This is a genomic window from Streptomyces sp. NPDC003456 (assembly GCF_042878735.1).
In the GTDB taxonomy this organism is placed as follows: domain Bacteria; phylum Actinomycetota; class Actinomycetes; order Streptomycetales; family Streptomycetaceae; genus Streptomyces.
In genome coordinates, this window is sequence record NZ_JBIAOK010000004.1 from 252477 (window position 1) to 269712 (window position 17236).

At 71.9% G+C, this 17236-nt stretch carries 16 protein-coding genes and 1 pseudogene; 11 read left to right on the forward strand and 6 right to left on the reverse strand.

What is annotated here, in order from left to right:
• Positions 1 to 272 precede the first annotated feature (272 nt).
• The 7 genes from ACFYWG_RS17320 to ACFYWG_RS17350 all read left to right on the forward strand — a co-directional run bounded on the left by ACFYWG_RS17320 (position 273) and on the right by ACFYWG_RS17350 (position 8611).
• Positions 273 to 1316 (forward strand): BMP family protein, encoded by a 1044-nt coding sequence (locus tag ACFYWG_RS17320; RefSeq protein WP_376331834.1) that lies wholly within the window; start codon positions 273 to 275, stop codon positions 1314 to 1316.
• A gap of 302 nt (positions 1317 to 1618) precedes the next feature.
• Positions 1619 to 2668: a BMP family protein gene (locus ACFYWG_RS17325; RefSeq protein ID WP_376331836.1), complete on the forward strand. Its 1050-nt coding sequence runs from the start codon at positions 1619 to 1621 to the stop codon at positions 2666 to 2668.
• Between the two features lie 212 nt (positions 2669 to 2880).
• Positions 2881 to 4452 (forward strand): ABC transporter ATP-binding protein, encoded by a 1572-nt coding sequence (locus ACFYWG_RS17330; RefSeq protein WP_383506862.1) that lies wholly within the window; start codon positions 2881 to 2883, stop codon positions 4450 to 4452.
• Positions 4452 to 5570 carry an ABC transporter permease gene (locus ACFYWG_RS17335; RefSeq protein WP_376331839.1) on the forward strand — a complete coding sequence of 373 codons (1119 nt, stop codon included), beginning with the start codon at positions 4452 to 4454 and terminating at the stop codon, positions 5568 to 5570. The genes ACFYWG_RS17330 and ACFYWG_RS17335 overlap by 1 nt, the downstream gene beginning before the upstream one ends.
• Positions 5567 to 6841 (forward strand): ABC transporter permease, encoded by a 1275-nt coding sequence (locus ACFYWG_RS17340; RefSeq protein WP_383506859.1) that lies wholly within the window; start codon positions 5567 to 5569, stop codon positions 6839 to 6841. The genes ACFYWG_RS17335 and ACFYWG_RS17340 overlap by 4 nt, the downstream gene beginning before the upstream one ends.
• A complete protein-coding gene (locus tag ACFYWG_RS17345) occupies positions 6838 to 7242 on the forward strand; it encodes a cytidine deaminase (RefSeq protein WP_376331842.1) in 405 nt (134 codons plus the stop codon). Before ACFYWG_RS17340 ends, ACFYWG_RS17345 begins: the two co-directional genes overlap by 4 nt.
• A 91-nt stretch (positions 7243 to 7333) precedes the next feature.
• On the forward strand, positions 7334 to 8611 hold the full coding sequence (locus tag ACFYWG_RS17350; protein ID WP_376331871.1) for a thymidine phosphorylase: 1278 nt from the start codon (positions 7334 to 7336) through the stop codon (positions 8609 to 8611).
• 133 nt (positions 8612 to 8744) lie between these two features.
• On the opposite strand, the pseudogene ACFYWG_RS17355 reads toward ACFYWG_RS17350, so the two are convergent.
• Positions 8745 to 9664: pseudogene (locus ACFYWG_RS17355) on the reverse strand (AEC family transporter).
• A 162-nt stretch (positions 9665 to 9826) separates the two neighbouring features.
• Here ACFYWG_RS17355 and ACFYWG_RS17360 point away from each other — a divergent pair.
• Positions 9827 to 10213: an STAS domain-containing protein gene (locus ACFYWG_RS17360; RefSeq protein ID WP_383506854.1), complete on the forward strand. Its 387-nt coding sequence runs from the start codon at positions 9827 to 9829 to the stop codon at positions 10211 to 10213.
• On the opposite strand, the gene ACFYWG_RS17365 is transcribed toward ACFYWG_RS17360, so the two are convergent.
• Complete coding sequence (locus ACFYWG_RS17365) at positions 10097 to 11116, reverse strand: sigma-70 family RNA polymerase sigma factor (protein WP_385419114.1); 1020 nt, start codon at positions 11114 to 11116, stop codon at positions 10097 to 10099. The genes ACFYWG_RS17360 and ACFYWG_RS17365 overlap by 117 nt on opposite strands.
• Before the next feature lie 196 nt (positions 11117 to 11312).
• Positions 11313 to 12584 carry an MFS transporter gene (locus ACFYWG_RS17370; protein WP_389202037.1) on the reverse strand — a complete coding sequence of 424 codons (1272 nt, stop codon included), beginning with the start codon at positions 12582 to 12584 and terminating at the stop codon, positions 11313 to 11315.
• Positions 12585 to 12647: 63 nt separating this feature from the next.
• Here ACFYWG_RS17370 and ACFYWG_RS17375 point away from each other — a divergent pair, with 63 nt between their 5' ends.
• Entirely contained in the window at positions 12648 to 13610 is a 963-nt protein-coding gene (locus ACFYWG_RS17375; protein ID WP_383506845.1) for a LysR family transcriptional regulator, read from the forward strand.
• 59 nt (positions 13611 to 13669) lie between these two features.
• Here the strand turns inward: ACFYWG_RS17375 and ACFYWG_RS17380 are convergent, their stop codons facing one another.
• Entirely contained in the window at positions 13670 to 14428 is a 759-nt protein-coding gene (locus ACFYWG_RS17380; RefSeq protein ID WP_383506842.1) for an alpha/beta hydrolase, read from the reverse strand.
• Between the two features lie 122 nt (positions 14429 to 14550).
• Here ACFYWG_RS17380 and ACFYWG_RS17385 point away from each other — a divergent pair, with 122 nt between their 5' ends.
• Positions 14551 to 15708, forward strand: coding sequence for an adenosine deaminase (locus ACFYWG_RS17385; protein ID WP_376331855.1), 1158 nt, complete (start codon positions 14551 to 14553; stop codon positions 15706 to 15708).
• 141 nt (positions 15709 to 15849) lie between these two features.
• The gene (locus ACFYWG_RS17390) at positions 15850 to 16203 is read left to right on the forward strand and encodes an ATP-binding protein (protein ID WP_376331856.1); all 354 of its coding nucleotides are present in this window, start codon (positions 15850 to 15852) and stop codon (positions 16201 to 16203) included.
• A gap of 85 nt (positions 16204 to 16288) precedes the next feature.
• Here the strand turns inward: ACFYWG_RS17390 and ACFYWG_RS17395 are convergent, their stop codons facing one another.
• Both ACFYWG_RS17395 and ACFYWG_RS17400 read right to left on the reverse strand, forming a co-directional pair.
• Entirely contained in the window at positions 16289 to 16501 is a 213-nt protein-coding gene (locus tag ACFYWG_RS17395; protein WP_383506839.1) for a PspC domain-containing protein, read from the reverse strand.
• Positions 16502 to 16564: 63 nt separating this feature from the next.
• Positions 16565 to 17152 carry a VanZ family protein gene (locus ACFYWG_RS17400; RefSeq protein WP_376331859.1) on the reverse strand — a complete coding sequence of 196 codons (588 nt, stop codon included), beginning with the start codon at positions 17150 to 17152 and terminating at the stop codon, positions 16565 to 16567.
• Positions 17153 to 17236: the final 84 nt, after the last annotated feature.

Below are 17236 nucleotides of genomic sequence, written 5' to 3' on the forward strand. Positions count from 1 at the left end.
GGGCCCACGCCCCCGAGCTCCACGAAGGGACGCCCCCGGTTGCGCCCGGCGCAGCCCGGGGGCAGCCTGGTGCCCGTGACCAGCAGGCATGCGCCGTGTGCCCGAGTACACCTTTCGACCCCGTTCGAACCCGTGGTTCACAAGGGCGTAACCGGCCATCGGCACGAATGGATAACGGCCCCGCGGCGAACCGTTCCCAGGAGTGTCTACGCGCGTTAATGTGCGCCGAACCGAGCACCCACTGCGGGGCTTTGGAGAATGGGGAACTTCAGATGCGTCGGATTTCCAGGATGGCCCGGGTCGCGGTGGGGGTCGCGTCGCTCGGGCTGGTCGCCACGGCGTGTGGCGGCACCAGCAGTGACAGCAACGACAGCGACAGCAACGACCGCGGTGTGGCCATCGCCTACGACGTCGGCGGCAAGGGCGACCAGTCCTTCAACGACGCCGCGTTCGCGGGCCTGACCAAGGCCAAGGACGAGTTCGGCTACAAGACGGCCGACATCGAGCCCACCGAGGGCGAGACGGACGCCGACAAGGAGCAGCGCCTGGCGTCGCTGGCCAAGCAGGGCTACAACCCCGTCATCGGCGTGGGCTTCGCCTACGGCCCGGCGATGAAGGCGGTGGCCGGCAAGTACCCGAAGACCACCTTCGGCATCGTGGACTCGGTCGTCGAGGGCAAGAACGTGGCCTCCCTCGTCTTCGCCGAGGAGCAGGCCTCCTACCTCGCCGGTGTCGCGGCGGCCAAGGCGACGAAGTCCGACGTGGTCGGCTTCATCGGCGGCGTCGACGTCCCGCTGATCCGCAAGTTCGAGGCCGGCTACAAGCAGGGCGTGCAGGACACCGACCCCAAGGTGAAGGTCCTGTCGCAGTACCTGACGCAGACGGCGGAGGAGGGCGGCTTCTCCAGCCCCGACAAGGGCAAGGCCGCGGCCGAGGGCCAGATCGAGAAGAACGCGGACGTGCTGTACGCCGCGGCCGGCCTGTCCGGCCAGGGCGTGATCGAGGCCGCCGCCAAGGCGAAGGTCTGGGCGATCGGCGTCGACTCCGACCAGTACAAGCAGGCCGCTCTCGCGCCGTACAAGAACTACATCCTCACCTCCGCGCTCAAGGACGTCGGCGGTGCGGTCTACGCGCTGTCCAAGTCGGTGCAGGACGGCAAGCCGCTGACCGGCACCCAGACGTTCGACCTGAAGGTCAACGGCGTGGGCCTGTCGGAGTCCAACCCGGAGTACGCGAAGATCCCGGGCCTGAAGGACGCCGTGGCCAAGGCCAAGGAGGGCATCGACGACGGCTCCATCAAGGTCAACACGGAGTGACGGCGTCGTAGAAGCAGCAGGCGAGCGGGCGGGCACCCCTGGTGCCCGCCCGCTTCGCGTGCGCCCGGCGGGCCGCCCGCCAGCCGCGGAACCGGGCGGCGGATCACCCAGCGCCACCCCCCGTTCGCGGTCGGCAACGCCCGGGCCGGGGCCCGGAGGTGGCTTGGGCACGGGCGGATAACAAGGTGGACAGAAGGGGTTTTCAGGCAGGTCTACGCGCGTTAATCTGCGGCGAAGCCAGCGCTGAAGCTGAACCGTCCCGGCGCTGTGCGACCTCGGTTGTACGACAGGAGCACCCACACATGCGCCGGATTTCCCGGATCACGGTCGCAGGCGCAGCGACCGCCTCCCTGGCCCTCGCGCTCTCCGCCTGCGGCGGCACTTCGACCTCCGGGTCCTCGGACTCGAAGGGTGGCGACAAGGGCCTCGCCATCGCCTACGACGTCGGTGGCAAGGGCGACCAGTCCTTCAACGACGCCGCCTTCGCGGGCCTGGAGCAGGCGAAGAAGGAGTTCGGGTACAAGACGGCCGACCTGGAGCCCACCGAGGGCGAGACGGACGCCGACAAGGAGCAGCGCCTGGCGTCGCTGGCCAAGCAGGGCTACAACCCGGTCATCGGCGTGGGCTACGCGTACGCCGCTGCCATCAAGGGCGCCGCGGAGAAGTTCCCCGACACCACCTTCGGCATCGTCGACGACGCCACCAACGACGCCAAGAACGTCGCCGACCTCGTCTTCAGCGAGGAGCAGGCCTCCTACCTGGCCGGTGTCGCCGCCGCCAAGAGCACCAAGTCGAACGTCGTCGGCTTCGTGGGCGGTGTGGACATCCCGCTGATCCACAAGTTCCAGGCGGGCTTCGCGCAGGGCGTCAAGGACACGAACCCGAAGGTCAAGGTCCTCTCCCAGTACCTCACCCAGACGGCGGAGGAGGGCGGCTTCTCCAGCCCCGACAAGGGCAAGACCGCCGCCGAGGGCCAGATCGAGAAGAAGGCCGACGTGGTCTACGCGGCCGCCGGCCTGTCCGGTCAGGGCGTCATCGAGGCCGCCGCCGCCAACAAGGTGTGGGCCATCGGTGTCGACTCCGACCAGTACCAGCAGGAAGCGCTCGCCAAGTACAAGGACTCGATCCTGACCTCGGCGATGAAGGACGTCGCCAAGGCGGTGTACAACCTGGCGAAGTCGGTCGAGGACGGCAAGCCCGAGACCGGTATCGTTCGTGGCGATCTGAAGACCGGCGAGGTCGGCCTGTCGAACTCCAACCCGAAGTTCGCGGACGACGCCGAGCTCCAGGCAGCCATCAAGACGGCCAAGGAGAAGATCATCAGCGGCGAGATCAAGGTCAAGAGCAGCTGACGAGCGACTGCCTCGAAGCAGGCGGTAACCCCCTGGGGTTGCCTCCGCTCGACGGGGTACGGGGAGTCCGCTCCTCGTGCCCCGTCGCCGCGGGGCGCCGACCCCTTTGTATGCCGTAGGGGCGCTACGCGCGTAGACGGCCCCCGTCCCCAGGAGAGTGCGCCATCAACGCGTCCAGCAGCCCTCCGGCCGGAGCGGCGGTCAACGAATCGGTGACCGCCGTCGAGCTCGCCGGGATCACCAAGCGTTTCCCCGGTGTCGTGGCCAACCACGACATCCACCTCAGCGTCCGCAAGGGCACCGTGCACGCCCTCGTCGGTGAGAACGGCGCCGGCAAGTCGACACTGATGAAGATCCTCTACGGTATGCAGAAGCCGGACGAGGGCACCATCGCCGTCGACGGGCAGCAGGTCGCCTTCTCGTCCCCGGCCGACGCCATCGCCCGCGGCATCGGCATGGTCCACCAGCACTTCATGCTCGCCGACAACCTCACGGTCCTGGAGAACGTGGCGCTCGGCAGCGAGAAGCTCTACGGCATCGGCGCCAAGGCCCGCCGCAGGATCAAGGAGCTCTCCGAGCGCTACGGCCTCGGCGTCGAGCCCGACCTCATGGTCGAGGAGCTCGGTGTCGCCGCCCGCCAGCGCGTGGAGATCCTCAAGGTCCTCTACCGCGGCGCCACCACGCTCATCCTCGACGAGCCGACCGCGGTCCTCGTCCCGCAGGAGGTCGACGCGCTCTTCGCCAACCTGCGCGAACTGAAGTCCGAGGGCCTGTCGGTCATCTTCATCTCGCACAAGCTCGGCGAGGTCCTCTCCGTCGCCGACGAGATCACCGTCATCCGCCGCGGCACCACCGTCGGCACGGCCGTCCCCAGCGAGACCACCCCCCGCCAGCTCGCGGAGATGATGGTCGGCAGCGAGCTGCCCACGCCCGAGACGGCCGAGTCCACGGTCACCGACCGCCCCGTCATCAGCGTCGACTCCGTGCGCCTGACCGCTCCCGGCGGCAAGGCCCTCCTCGACGACATCAGCTTCACCATCCACGCGGGCGAGGTCCTCGGCATCGCCGGTGTCGAGGGCAACGGCCAGACGGAACTGGTCGACGCCCTCATCGGCCTGCGCTCCCCGGAGGCCGGCACCATCCGGCTGGCCGACGAGGAGATCACCGCCTGGCCCACCCGCAAGCGCCGCGAGCAGGGCATCGGCTACATCCCCGAGGACCGCCACCGCCACGGCCTGCTCCTGGAGGCCCCCCTCTGGGAGAACCGCATCCTCGGCCACGTCACCGAGAAGCCGCTCGCCAAGGGCGTCTGGCTGGACCCGAAGGCCGCCCAGGAGGACACGCGCCGCATCGTCGAGGCGTACGACGTCCGCACCCCCGGCATCGACGTCACGGCCGCCTCGCTGTCCGGCGGCAACCAGCAGAAGCTGATCGTCGGCCGCGAGATGAGCCACCAGCCGCGCTTCCTCATCGCCGCCCACCCCACCCGGGGCGTGGACGTCGGTGCGCAGGCCGCCATCTGGGACCACATCCGCGAGGCCCGCCGCGAGGGCCTGGCCGTGCTGCTGATCTCCGCCGACCTCGACGAGCTGATCGGCCTGTCCGACACGCTCCGCGTGATCTACAACGGCAAGCTGGTCGCCGACGCCGACCCGGCCACCATCACCCCCGAGGAGCTCGGCTCGGCCATGACCGGTGCCGCCACCGGGCACCTCGAGCACGACGAGACCCCCGAGATCTCGAAGGCAGACGCCCCCGAGTCTCCGGAAGACGAGGCCCGCTGATGAAGAAGTTCGACAAGGAGCGCGTGCTCCTCGCGGTGGCCGGGCCGGTCATCGCGCTCGCCGTGGCCTTCGTCCTGAGCGCGATCGTGCTGATCGCGTCGGGCAAGAACCCGGTCGAGCCCTTCGCCCTGATGTTCGAGCAGCTCGGCTTCTCGGACATCCAGGTGCTCATCATCAACCAGGCGTCGATGTACTACATCGCGGCCCTGGCGGTGGCCATCGGCTTCCGGATGAACCTGTTCAACATCGGTGTCGACGGCCAGTACCAGCTCGGCGCCATGATGGCCGCCGTCGTCGGCGCCCACATGAACCTGCCCGCCGCCCTGCAGATCCCGCTGCTGCTCCTGACGGCCGTCCTCACCGGCGCCTTCTGGGCCGGCATCGCCGGTGTCCTCAAGGTCACCCGCGGCGTCAGCGAGGTCGTCGCGACGATCATGCTCAACGCGATCGCCACCTCCGTGATCGCCTACCTGTGGCTGCCGGACGTCTTCGGCGTCAAGGTCGGCAACAACAACACCACCGGCGAGATGTACGAGTCCGGCTGGATCCCCGGCATCCCGCTGGGCGACGCCGGTGAGATCTACGGCCTGGTCCTGCTCGCCGTGCTGCTCGGCATCGGCTACTGGGTCGTCCTCAACCGCACCCGCTTCGGCTTCGACCTGCGCGCCTCCGGCGCCTCGCAGACCGCCGCCGCGGCCAGCGGCGTCGACCCCAAGCGCATGGTGCTCAGCGCCATGCTGATCTCCGGCGGCATCGCGGGCCTGGCCGGCCTGCCGATCCTGCTGGGCGACACCCACACCTACAGCCTGAACTTCCCCACCGGCATCGGCTTCCTCGGCATCGGCATCGCCCTGCTCGGCCGCAACAGCCCCGTCGGCATCGCCTTCGCCGCCCTGCTGTGGGCCTGGCTCGACAAGGCCTCGCCGGAGCTGGACTTCCACGGCTACGACAAGGAGATCGCGGTCATCATGCAGGGCCTGATCGTCCTCTCGGTCGTCGTCTCCTACGAGGCCGTCCGCGAATGGGGCCTGCGCCGCCAGCAGCGCCGCGTCGGCGCCGAACTCGCCGCGGGCCACGTCCTCGGCGCCCAGAACACGAAGGAGGTGGCTGGCCGATGACCGCTCCTACCTCGGCGACCGACGTCAACCAGCCCACGCTGCAGCCCGCGGCGCCGACCGGCCGCCGCCTGTCGTGGCCCGTCCTGCTGCTGATCATCGCCGGCGGACTGGCGCTCACCTCGATCGTCCGCCTCATCACCGGCGCCGACGGCATCACCAACGTCAGCCAGATGTCCACCGCGCTCCAGCTCGCCGTGCCGATCGGCCTGGCGGGTCTCGGCGGCCTGTGGGCCGAGCGCGCGGGCGTGGTCAACATCGGCCTCGAGGGCATGATGATCCTCGGCACCTGGTTCGGCGCCTGGGCCGGATTCCAGTGGGGCCCGTGGACCGGTGTCCTGGTCGGCATCCTCGGCGGCGCGATCGGCGGCCTGCTGCACGCCTTCGTCACCGTCACCTTCAACGTCAACCACATCGTCTCCGGTGTGGCGATCAACATCCTCGCCCTCGGCGCCACCCGCTACCTCGCGCCCCTCGCCTTCGAGGGCCACACCGGCGGCTCGGCCAAGCAGTCCCCGGCGGTGGAGTCCCTCGGCCACTTCACGGTGCCGGGACTGTCCGACGCCCTGCGCGACCTCAACAACCAGGGCTGGTTCTTCGTCTCGGACATCGCCGGCCTCCTCGGCGGCCTGGTCACCAACGTCTCCTGGCTGACCCTGATCGCCGTCGCGCTGATCCCCGGCACCTGGTGGGTCCTGTGGCGCACGGCCTTCGGCCTGCGGCTGCGCTCCTGCGGCGAGAACCCGGTGGCCGCCGAGTCCCTCGGCGTCAACGTCTACAAGTACAAGTACATCGCCGTCGTCATCTCCGGCGGTCTGGCCGGCCTCGGCGGTGTCTTCCTGTCCATCGTGGCCAACCCCTTCTACCTGGAGGGCCAGGTCAGCGGCCGCGGCTTCATCGGCCTCGCGGCGATGATCTTCGGCAACTGGATGCCGGGCGGCCTCGCCCTCGGCGCCGGCCTGTTCGGCTACACCGACAGCCTCAACCTGCGCGGCGGCTCCGCCAACGTGCACGCCCTGCTGCTGCTCGGCGCGCTGCTGCTGATCATCGGCGCGATCTGGCTGGTCATCCGCAAGAAGTACGCCCCGTCGATCATCACCGCGGTGGTCGCCGCCCTGGTGTTCGCCTGGTACGCCTCCACCGACGAGGTCCCGAACCAGGTCGTCTCCGCCACGCCGTACGTCATCACCCTGGTCGTCCTCGCGCTCTCCGCGCAGCGGCTGCGGATGCCGAAGGCGGACGGACTGCCGTACCGCAAGGGGCAGGGCAAGTGACCGGGGCCGGCCCCGCCGTCGACTGGGACAAGCTGCGCGCGGTGGCCCGGGACGCCATGTCCCGGGCGTACGCCCCGTACTCCGGCTACCCGGTCGGTGCCGCGGCCCTGGCCGACGACGGGCGGATCGTGTCCGGCTGCAACGTGGAGAACGCCTCCTACGGGCTGGGCCTGTGCGCCGAGTGCGGCCTGGTCTCGGAGCTGCACAACACCGGCGGCGGCCGGCTGACGCACTTCACCTGCGTCGACCGCGACGGCGCCACGCTGGTGCCGTGCGGACGCTGCCGCCAGCTGCTCCACGAGTTCGGCGGCCCGGACCTGCTGCTGGAGACCCCGGAGGGGATCCTGCCGCTGTCCCGCATGCTGCCCCAGGCCTTCGGCCCGGACCACCTCGGCAAGTAACGCCCGCGCGGCCCCCCTGAGTTGCCCGTACGACCGGCTCAGGGGGGCCGTGCGGTTTCTGGAACCCTCGGAAGGAAGCCAAGCCATGGCCATGGACGCCATCTCCGTCATCCGCACCAAGCGGGACCGCGGCGAGCTCAGCGACGAGCAGATCGACTGGGTCATCGACGCGTACACCCGCGGGGAGGTCGCCGACGAGCAGATGTCCGCGCTCGCCATGGCGATCCTCCTCAACGGCATGAACCGGCGCGAGATCGCCCGCTGGACGGCCGCGATGATCGCCTCCGGCGAGCGCATGGACTTCTCGTCCCTGTCCCGCCCGACCGCCGACAAGCACTCCACGGGCGGTGTCGGCGACAAGATCACCCTCCCGCTGGCCCCGCTGGTCGCCGCCTGCGGCGCGGCCGTCCCGCAGCTCTCGGGCCGCGGCCTCGGCCACACCGGCGGCACCCTGGACAAGCTGGAGTCGATCCCCGGCTGGCGCGCGCTGCTGTCCAACGAGGAGATGCTGGACGTCCTCGACACCACCGGCGCGGTGATCTGCGCCGCCGGTGACGGCCTCGCCCCGGCCGACAAGAAGCTCTACGCGCTGCGCGACGTCACCGGCACCGTCGAGGCGATCCCGCTGATCGCGTCCTCGATCATGTCGAAGAAGATCGCCGAGGGCACGGGCTCGCTGGTGCTGGACGTGAAGGTCGGCACCGGCGCCTTCATGAAGACGATCGAGGACGCCCGCGAGCTGGCCTCCACCATGGTCGGCCTCGGCACCGACCACGGCGTGCGGACCGTCGCGCTCCTCACCGACATGTCCACCCCCCTCGGCCTCACCGCGGGCAACGCGCTGGAGGTCCGCGAGTCCGTGGAGGTCCTGGCGGGCGGCGGCCCCGCGGACGTGGTCGAGCTGACGGTCGCCCTGGCCCGCGAGATGCTCGACGCGGCCGGCATCAAGGACGCCGACCCGGCGAAGGCGCTGGCCGACGGTTCCGCGATGGACGTCTGGCGGCGGATGATCGCCGCCCAGGGCGGCGACCCGGACGCGGCCCTGCCGGTGGCCCGCGAGCAGCACGTGATCAAGGCCCCGGCCTCGGGTGTCCTCACCCGCCTCGACGCCTACGGTGTCGGCGTCGCAGCCTGGCGCCTCGGCGCGGGCCGCGCCCGCAAGGAGGACCCGGTGCAGGCGGGCGCGGGCGTCGAGATGCACGCCAAGCCGGGCGACACGGTGACCGAGGGCCAGCCCCTGCTGACCCTCCACACGGACACGCCCGAGCGCTTCGCGTACGCCCTCCAGGCGGTCGAGGGCTCCTTCGACGTGGCGGCCCCCGGCACGGACTTCACCGCCTCCCCGGTGGTCCTGGAGCGCATCGCCTGACCAGGCGGTTCCTCGTCCGGATGAACGGGACCGGTGGACCGCCACCGGTCCCGTTCGCAGAACCCGCCGCGCTGCCCGAACCCCTCGGCCTCGGCCTCGGCACCGGCGAGTGCGCCGGGAGCCGGGAGCCGGGTCACCCCAGCACCGCCGCCACCACCACCAGGACCGGGACCGCCGCCACCGTCGACAGCAGGATCGCCTCCCTCGCCAGGACCTCGCCCACCCGGTAGCTGCTCGCGTACGTGAACAGGTTCTGCGCCGCGGGCAGGGCCGACGTCACCACCACGTCCAGCAGCGCGGCCCCGTGCAGGCCGAACACGCCCGCTGCCACGCCCCAGGCGACCAGGGGCTGGACGACCGCCTTGAGCGCCACCGCGAGGAGCACCGGGGCCCGTTCGGCGCCGCGCAGCGGGAGCGTGCTGCCGCGCAGGGAGATGCCGAAGGCCAGCAGCACCGCCGGCACCGACATGTTGCCGATGAGCGTCAGGGGATCCATCAGCGGGCCCGGCAGCGGCAGCCCCGACGCCGACACCGCACACCGGCGAGCGACCCCAGCGCCACGGGGTTGCGCAGGGGCGTGAGCAGCCGCTGCCACACAGGCCGCTTGCGCCCGCCGCTCGCCAGGTCCAGCACCGTGAGCGCGACGGGGGTGACCCCGACCAGCTGGAACAGCAGCACCGGCGCCACCAGTGACGCGTCGCCCAGCACGTACACGGCGATCGGGATGCCGAGGTTGCCGGAGTTCACGTAGCCGGCGCACAGCGCGCCGATCGTGGTCCGGCCCACGCCCCAGCCCCGTACGGCGCCGACCGCCACGAAGACGCCCGCCACCGCCGCCGTGCTCAGCGCGGTGACCAGCAGCCGGTCGGAGAAGACCACCGACAGGTCGGCCCCGGCCAGGGTCGTGAAGAGCAGCGCCGGGGACGCCACGTGGAAGGCCAGCTTCGTCAGGACCTCGCGCCCGCCGCTCCCGAGATACCCCCGGCGGCCGATCAGATAGCCGACGCCGATGACGACGGCGATCACCGCGAACCCGCTCAGCACCCCCTGCACGGCACCGCCTCAGCGGCGCGGCAGGACTCGGTCGGCGCGGGCGGAGCAGACGCGTGCGGCATACAGCCAACCCTCCGGGGCGGGCCGTGCCAGGGTCAATGTGAGGTGCGCGGCAGGCCCGGGCGGCGCGCGGGCGCGGTGCCAGAGGGACGGCCGTCCGCGATGAGTTACCGCCCCCTGCCCGGTCTACCGCTCGTGGACGCCATGAGACCGCCCGTGCTCGTACTGCCCGGCCCCGTCACCCGGGACGAGGTGAGGGGGCTGAGCGAGGACGTACGGGCACTGCTGCGGGACGGGGGTGCCCGGGTCGTGGTGTGCGACGTCGGGGGGCTCGGGCCACCGGGTCTGGCCGCCGTCGACCTGCTGGCGCGCCTGCACCTGGCCGCCCGGCGCGCCGGGGGACGGATACGGCTGCGCGACCCGGACCCGGCGCTATGCGCCCTGCTGGACCTGGTCGGGCTCCGCTTCGAGGTGGAGGGGCAGGTCGAAGAGGGGGAACCAGCGCTGGGTGTCGAGGAAGCAGTGGAACCCGGTGATCCGGCCGTCTGAGATCTCCAGGACCTGCACCGCCCACGGGGTGAAGCCGCCCTTCTCCGGGTCCGGCTTGTACTGCGCGAACCCCGGCAGGCCGTTGACCTGCACCGGCACCAGACGGGAGCCCGCGCAGGGCGCCCCGAGGGTGGTCATGAAGCCCGTGATGTCCTCGGCGCCGGTCAGCCACAGGTCGAACGGCGGCATCGTCATGATGGCGTCCTCGTGCAGCAGCGCGGTCAGCGCCGCCATGTCGTACCCCTCGAAGGCCGCCATGTAGCGCTCCAGCAGCTTCTGCTGGTCCTCGTCCAGCGGGTCGGAGACGGCCGCGTCGGCGCCCGGCTGCTGCTGCCGCTCGGCGAGGGTGGCGCGGGCCCGCTGCAGGGCGCTGTTGACCGACGCCACGGAGGTGTCCAGCAGCTCGGCGACCTCGCTCGCCCGCCAGGCCAGCACCTCGCGCAGGATCAGCACGGCCCGCTGCTTGGCGGGGAGCTGCTGCAGGGCGGCCATGAACGCCAGCCGCACGGACTCCTTGGCCACGGCCGCCTCCGCCGGGTCGTCGGTCGTCGGCAGCACACGGGCGTCGGGCACGGGCTCCAGCCAGGTGTGGTCCGGGCGGGGCGAGAGGGCCGCCCGGGCGAGCGGGGTGGACTCGGTCAGGTCCATGGGGCGGGCGCGCTTGTTCCCCGCGGTCAGCATGTCCAGGCACACGTTGGTGGCGATGCGGTAGAGCCAGGAGCGCAGGCTGGAGCGGCCCTCGAACTTGTCGTAGCTGCGCCAGGCCCGGACCATCGTGTCCTGCACCGCGTCCTCGGCCTCGAAGGAGGAGCCGAGCATCCGGTAGCAGTACCCCGTCAGCTCGGTGCGGTGTGCCTCCAGCCTGGTGTCCAGGTCCGTCGGTGCCGCCGTGCTGTTCGCCATCTCCACCCACCCCTGTGGACGTTCTGTTCACGCGCCGTCGCGCCCCAGCACTTCGGAAGCTACCGCAGCCCACTGACAACGGCCCCCCGAGCGGACGAAGGCGCAGGTCGGGGCAGCTGATCCACAAGCGTTCCGGCCCGCTCGCGGGCCCTTTCACGCCGTCCGCGGCGGACAGGGGGAGCCGTCCGCCGGGGCGTCACGCCGCCGTGGCGAGGCGGCGCTCGGTCCGGGCCGCGCGGGTGCCGAGGAGGGTGATCGACACGACGCCGAGCACGGCCAGCAGGCCGACCCCGACCGTCCCGGCCCAGCCGCCGGCGTGGAAGGCGACCGCGCCGGCCGTGCTGCCCGCGCTGGAGCCGACGTAGTACGCGGACTGGTACAGCGCGGAGGCCTGGGCGCGGCCGTGCGTCGCCGTCCTGCTCACCGCGGAGGACGCCACCGCGTGGCCGGCGAAGAAGCCCGCCGTGATGAGGACCAGGCCCAGCAGGACCAGCGGGAGCGACCCGGCCAGGGAGAGCAGCAGGCCCGCCGCCGTCGTGGCGCCGCCCGCGTACAGCGCGCCGCGGCGGCCCAGCCGGCCCACCAGGCGCCCGGCCGTCGACGCCGAGACCGTGCCGACGAGGTACACGAGGAAGATCGAGCCGACGATGCCCTGCGGCAGGGAGAAGGGCGCCTCGGTCAGCCGGTAGCCGATGACCGTGTAGACCCCGCCGAACACCGTCATGAACAGCGCGCCGATCGCGTACAGCTGGCGCAGCAGCGGGTCGGACAGGTGGTCGCGGACGGTCCGGGCCAGGACGCGCGGGCGCAGTGAGCCGGCCCGGAAGTGGCGCGGGGCGGGCAGCAGCAGCCGGAAGGCCACCGCGCACGCCACCGCGATCACGCCGATGACGGCGACGGCGATCCGCCAGCCCCACTCCTGCGCGACCCAGCCGGTGACGACCCGGCCGCTCATCCCGCCGACGCTGTTGCCCGCGACGAACAGCCCGATGGCGGTGACCAGCGCCCTGGGGCTGACCTCCTCCGCGAGGTAGGCGGTCGCCGACGCCGGCAGCCCCGCCAGGGCGGCGCCCTGCAAGGCCCGCAGCGCGATCAGGGCACCTAGGGAGGGGGCGAGCGGCACCAGCACGCCGACGGTCACCGCCACGGCCAGCGAGGCCGTCATGACCGTCCGCCGTCCGAAGCGCTCGGACAGGGCGCTCATCGGCAGGACGAACAGCGCCAGTCCGCCCGTCGCGGCCGCCACCGTCCAGCTCGCGTCGCTCGCCGTCACCCCGAACTCCCCGGAGATCAAAGGGAGCAGGGCCTGGGTCGAGTACAGCAGCGCGAAGGTCGCGACACCCGCGAGGAAGAGGGCGAGGCTCATCCGGCGGTAGCCGGGCCCGCCCGGGACCATGCGGGAGTCGGCGGCAGGGACGGAGGCATCGGCGCCCACGACGGTGGACGCCCCGGTACTGGCGGGAGACATGCCTCGAACGTACGGACCGCGGGACTGATCCGTCCAATGCATGGAACGGCCATAATCGTTCCCATGGTGCATCAAGCGAGTTCAGGGCGGCGCCTGTCACCGTCCAGTGACACAGAAGACATGGCCGAGATGTCCCGGGTGCTGGCTCCGCGCCTGGCGTACTTCGCCGGGGTGGCCCGTACCGAGCACGTCACGCGCGCCGCCCGGGAGATGGACGTCCCCCAGTCGACGCTGTCGCGGTCCATGGCCCGCCTGGAGCAGGACCTCGGGGTCGACCTGTTCGCCCGGCACGGCCGCACGGTCTCCCTCACCCCGGCGGGCCGCACCTTCCTCGCCTCCGTGGAGCGCGCCCTGGCGGAGATCGAGCGGGCCGCCGAGGAGGTCCGCGCCGACGCCGACCCCACCGGAGGCAAGGTCGCCTTCGGCTTCCTGCACACCATGGGCGCCGAGACCGTCCCCGGCCTCCTGCACGCCTTCCGCGCCGACCACCCCCGGGTCCGCTTCAGCCTGGTCCAGAACTACGGCGAGGCCATGCTGGAACGCCTGCGGGCGGGCGAACTCGACCTGTGCCTGACCTCGCCGGTGCCGGACGCGCCCGACCTGGTGGCCCGCCGCCTGGACGAGCAGAAGCTCCGCCTGGTGGTCCCCGCCGACCACGCCCTCGCCGGGCGCCGCCGCATCCGCCTGGCCGAGGCGGCGGAGGAAATGTTCGTCACCCTGGAGCCCGGATACGGGCTGCGCCGCATCACCGACGACCTGTGCAAGGAGGCCGGCTTCACACCCCGGATCGCCTTCGAGGGGGAGGAGGCGGAGACCCTGCGGGGCCTGGTGGCCGCGGGCCTGGGCGTGGCCCTGCTGCCCCCGCCCGCCGTCCCGCGGCCGGGCGTCGTCGAACTGACGGTGACGGCCCCGAGAGCCGTCCGGGAGATCGGCGTGGCCTGGCTGGAGGGCCACCCGGACACACCGCCGGTGGCGGCCTTCAAGAGGTTCCTGCTCTCGAGGAGGGGCAGTCTGCTGCCGACCTGAAGGGCGCGATCAGCCACGCCGTGGCCGCGCCGCCGCGAGGCACGGGCGCCCGGACGGCGCTACCGCCGCGAAGGGCTGAACCCCGCGGCCAACGGCATCCGCAACCCCAGCGGCGGCGGCGCGGCCAGCGCGTCCCGCACGGGCCGCGACACGGGCCTGCCGAACAGCGCGCCCATCACGAAGTCCTCGGTCAGCGCGAGTACTTCGTCGCGGTACTGGGTCAACCCGTGGCCCTCGGCGTGCACTTCGAAGCGGCACACGTCCCGGTTGGCCTTCTTCGCCCGCGCCGCCAGCCGGAACGACAGCTCGGGATCGCTCCGCCCGTCGTTCGTGCCGTGCACGATCAGCACCTGGCGCCCCACCAACTGCTTCACCGGTTCGGGTGGCGCCGATCCGCCCTCCACCGGGAGCCAGGGGGCAAGCGCCACCACGGAGTTGACGGCCTCGTGCCCGCCCGCCCGCAGCCCGGCCCGCCCGCCCATGGCGAGCCCCACCAGGCACACGGGGACGTCCCCGTAGCGCCGCACCACCTCGTCCACCGCCCAGGCGGCGTCCTGCGCGAGGTTGGCCTCGCCGCCGTTCCAGCCGCGCAGGCGGTAGTGCACCACGTGCGCGGCGAGGCCGTCCTCCCGGCCCGCGCGGGCCAGCCGGCGCCCGACGGCGCGTACGGAGGCGGTCGCCAGCAACGGGGACGGTCTGCGGCCGGAGACCTCGTCACCCCCGGGCAGCAGCAGCACCGCGCCGCTCACCGCCTTCGGCTCCGGACCCAGTGCCCTTCCCAGCCGGGCCCTGCGAGCCGGCGTCGCTTGGTGTGCCATGACAGAACAGTGTCAGAAGGGCGGGTGTACGCCACCCGTCCTCGGGGTCACCGTTACATATCGGCGAGAACGTAAAGCGACGAGCAGGCGCCCTCTACGCGCGTAGGAGTTAGAGTGCGGAAATGACGAGCCAGACCATCGCGAACACCCCGACACCGGACCAGATCCGGCGGGCGCCCAAGGTTCTGCTGCACGACCACCTCGACGGCGGACTGCGCCCCGCCACGGTCGTGGAACTCGCCCGGGACACCGGATACACCCAGCTCCCCGACACCGACCCGGACAAGCTCGGCCTCTGGTTCCGCGAGGCCGCCGACTCCGGTTCCCTGGAGCGGTACCTGGAGACCTTCTCCCACACGGTCGGCGTCATGCAGACCCGCGACGCCCTGGTGCGGGTCGCCGCCGAGTGCGCCGAGGACCTCGCCGCGGACGGCGTCGTCTACGCCGAGGTGCGCTACGCACCCGAGCAGCACCTGGAGGGCGGACTGAGCCTCGAAGAGGTCGTCGAGGCCGTCAACGAGGGCTTCAGGGAAGGCGAGCGGCGCGCCCGGGAGAAGGGCGCGCGCATCCGCGTCGGCGCGCTGCTCACCGCCATGCGGCACGCGGCCCGCGCCCTGGAGATCGCCGAACTGGCCAACCGCTACCGGGACCTGGGCGTCGTCGGCTTCGACATCGCGGGCGCCGAGGCCGGCTACCCGCCCACCCGGCACCTGGACGCCTTCGAGTACCTCAAGCGCGAGAACAACCACTTCACCATCCACGCCGGCGAGGCCTTCGGGCTGCCCAGCATCTGGCAGGCGCTGCAGTGGTGCGGCGCCGACCGGCTCGGGCACGGCGTGCGGATCATCGACGACATCCAGGTCCACGAGGACGGCCGCGTCGAACTCGGGCGACTGGCCTCCTACGTCCGGGACAAGCGCATCCCGCTGGAGCTGTGCCCGAGCTCCAACCTGCAGACGGGAGCGGCCTCCTCCTACGCCGAGCACCCCATCGGGCTGCTGCGCCGGCTGCACTTCCGCGCCACGGTCAACACGGACAACCGCCTCATGTCCCACACGAGCATGAGCCGGGAATTCGAGCACCTTGTCGAGGCTTTCGGTTACACGCTCGACGACATGCAGTGGTTCTCCGTCAATGCGATGAAATCAGCGTTCATTCCTTTCGATGAACGACTGGCGATGATCAATGACGTCGTCAAGCCCGGATATGCCGAGCTGAAATCCGAATGGCTGTTCCGGCAGACGGCCTCCACCAGCGGTTCTCCGGCCCCCGGGGAGTAAGTCGCGGGTCGTGGGGGTTCCGGTGACGCCGACGGGCTTCACCATCCGTCCGCATTTCGATGTTTGCGGCGGGCGGTACCCGGTGTTTAACGTCGCTGGACCGCTCACATCCCCCGTCGTTTCTTTTCGAGGACGCCTTTCATGAAGCAGTCTGCTGCCAAGTCCCTCGGTGTCGCCGCTCTGGGTGCCGCCTTCGCCGCCACCGGTGCGGGAGCCGCCGAGGCGGCCTCCTCCCTGCCCGACACCGCCAAGGCGCTGGAGACCGTCACCGCGGCGCTCCCCGCGGAGCAGCTCTCCCAGACGCTGCCGGGCTCGGCCGAGGCGCTGGGCCAGGGGCAGACGGCGGCCGGTGCCGGCCTCGCCGCCGCCCAGCCGGTCGCCGAGCAGCTGCTCGCCGAGGGACCGACGGGCCCGGCCGCCAAGCTGCTCGGCGGACTGCCCGTGCAGGGCCTGCCCACCCACGGCCTGCCGGTGAACGGCGTTCCGGTCGGCTGACCCCGCGGGCCGCGGCGGACACCCCGTGCCGTCGGGGCGCACTCCCGCAACGGGAGTGCGCCCCGACGGCGTTCACGGACGGGCGTCACCAGGCCGTCTGTGCCCCGCTCTGCGTCTTGCTCTCCGAGGGCAGCAGGATCCACAGGGCTATGTAGAGCAGGAACTGCGGGCCGGGCAGCAGGCACGAGACGAGGAAGATCACCCGCATCGTCGTCGCGGACGTGCCGAAGCGCCGTGCCAGCGCGGCGCACACTCCGGCGATCATGCGGCCGTGGGTGGGGCGGGCGAGGCGGGACATGGGCGTCTCCTTCAGCGTCGGGATGTGAGGCCTCTCGTCCGAGTACCCCATCTGCCGTCGACGCTACGGAGACGAAGGGGGCAAAGCGTCGCTCCACGGGGCGATCCCGACCCTGGGAATCGTCGGGGTCCGACCCTGAGCCGGCTCCTGAGGGACCGGGACGGGGACCGCGCGACCGGAGCGGACGGTGCGGCGGCGCAGCCAGGAGCGGCCGGCCGGGACCAGCGCGAGATGCGTCAGGGCGATGCCCGCGGTGTTCAGGAACAGCGAGTCGATGTCGACGACCTGGCCGGGAACGCCGGTCTGGAGCAGCTCGATGACCGTCGACAGCAGGGCTCCGGCGGTGACCGTGCGCAGCAGGGACGCCAGCGGGGAGACGGTCAGCCTGCCGCCCACCAGCGGCAGCAGCACCCCCAGCGGCGCCAGCAGGGCCAGCTTCTCGCCGATGCTGCGGGCCGCCTCGGGCCAGCCCAGGGCGAGATCGGCCCGGACCCCGTCGAACGGCCGGAGATTGGCCGGCATCACCCAGGGCACGTCCAGCGGCCGCAGCGTGAACCAGGCGACGAACGCCAGGTGTGCGACGAGGAGGACACCTCCTGCCACCCGGATGCGGAACGCGGCGCTGCCGCCGATGGAGCCTTGACGCTGCACGCCCCCCAAGACGCCGCCTCCGGCCGGATCGGTTCCGCGCCGGGCCCGCGCACGCCGGTGAGTCATGCGCCACAGCCCGGCGGG

Bases quoted from the DNA above. Each gene is read 5' to 3' on its own strand.
- ACFYWG_RS17325 (WP_376331836.1), top strand. From the start codon at position 1,619: ATGCGCCGGATTTCCCGGATCACGGTCGCAGGCGCAGCGACCGCCTCC.
- ACFYWG_RS17385 (WP_376331855.1), top strand. From the start codon at position 14,551: ATGACGAGCCAGACCATCGCGAACACCCCGACACCGGACCAGATCCGG.
- ACFYWG_RS17390 (WP_376331856.1), top strand. From the start codon at position 15,850: ATGAAGCAGTCTGCTGCCAAGTCCCTCGGTGTCGCCGCTCTGGGTGCC.
- ACFYWG_RS17395 (WP_383506839.1), bottom strand. From the start codon at position 16,501: ATGTCCCGCCTCGCCCGCCCCACCCACGGCCGCATGATCGCCGGAGTG.
- ACFYWG_RS17360 (WP_383506854.1), top strand. From the start codon at position 9,827: ATGAGTTACCGCCCCCTGCCCGGTCTACCGCTCGTGGACGCCATGAGA.
- ACFYWG_RS17335 (WP_376331839.1), top strand. From the start codon at position 4,452: ATGAAGAAGTTCGACAAGGAGCGCGTGCTCCTCGCGGTGGCCGGGCCG.
- ACFYWG_RS17350 (WP_376331871.1), top strand. From the start codon at position 7,334: ATGGACGCCATCTCCGTCATCCGCACCAAGCGGGACCGCGGCGAGCTC.
- ACFYWG_RS17320 (WP_376331834.1), top strand. From the start codon at position 273: ATGCGTCGGATTTCCAGGATGGCCCGGGTCGCGGTGGGGGTCGCGTCG.
- ACFYWG_RS17370 (WP_389202037.1), bottom strand. From the start codon at position 12,584: ATGTCTCCCGCCAGTACCGGGGCGTCCACCGTCGTGGGCGCCGATGCC.
- ACFYWG_RS17340 (WP_383506859.1), top strand. From the start codon at position 5,567: ATGACCGCTCCTACCTCGGCGACCGACGTCAACCAGCCCACGCTGCAG.
- ACFYWG_RS17365 (WP_385419114.1), bottom strand. From the start codon at position 11,116: ATGGCGAACAGCACGGCGGCACCGACGGACCTGGACACCAGGCTGGAG.
- ACFYWG_RS17375 (WP_383506845.1), top strand. From the start codon at position 12,648: ATGGTGCATCAAGCGAGTTCAGGGCGGCGCCTGTCACCGTCCAGTGAC.
- ACFYWG_RS17380 (WP_383506842.1), bottom strand. From the start codon at position 14,428: ATGGCACACCAAGCGACGCCGGCTCGCAGGGCCCGGCTGGGAAGGGCA.